The organism is Janibacter sp. CFPM2_SD2, from assembly GCF_057364645.1.
Genome location: NZ_JBNFOF010000390.1, coordinates 1 through 740, shown reverse-complemented (window position 1 = coordinate 740; position 740 = coordinate 1). Strand labels below are relative to the sequence as shown.

The following is a 740-nucleotide window of genomic DNA, read 5'->3' as shown; positions in this document are numbered from 1 at the left end:
ACGACGCCGACGCCGGCGACCAGCCCGAGCCCGAGGGTCGCGCCGGCGACCCTCGGTGTCAGCCGCAGGCGGGCGAGCACCACCCCGAGCAGCACGAAGGGCAGCAGGCTCACCACGCGGTAGTGGGTCGACAGGACGACCCACTGGAGCACCTGGTCGAGCAGCGCCGGCGAGTGCACCCGAGCAGGGTCGAAGGTCGAGCGGGCGGCAGCGGTGACCCAGGGCCCGACCGCGAAGCTGGCGGCGGCGAGTCCGGCGACGGCCGGCAGGGGCAGCAGGGCGAGCGGGGCGGCCACGGCCAGGGTCAGCCCGAGGGACATCAGCACGATCGCGACGAAGGTGCCGAGCGACTGCAGGGCCAGGCCGACGAGCACGAGCAGCAGACCCCGCACGACATCGCGCGCGATGAAGACGGGACCGCTCACCCTCCGCTCTCGGCGGGTGAGGACGATGCCGGCCGAGATGCCCATGACGAGGGCGAAGAGCGGCGAGGCGACGTTGTTGACGAGCAGCAGGACGAGCCGGGCAGGACCGGAGTCGAAGGGGGACCACACCCGCACGTGGGCGATGACCATGCAGACGACGGCGATGCCCCGCACGAGGTCGACGGCGGGGTCGCGGCGGCCGTCCCAGGGCATCCGGGCCCGGGCACTCCCCGGGGGCGAGTCGACGTCGATCACCCGCGCGAGTCTAGGCAGGTGCGGGCGCGGTCAGACGGCGGCGCGGCGGCGCCGCACGGC

1 protein-coding gene is annotated in these 740 nt (G+C 74.7%); it reads right to left on the bottom strand.

Annotated elements, in window-relative coordinates; all coding sequences use genetic code 11:
* Nucleotides 1–680: heparan-alpha-glucosaminide N-acetyltransferase domain-containing protein (locus AC2W7J_RS18575; RefSeq protein ID WP_485984278.1), on the bottom strand; the 680-nt coding region annotated here is incomplete at its 3' end.
* Between the last annotated feature and the right edge of the window lie 60 nt (nucleotides 681–740).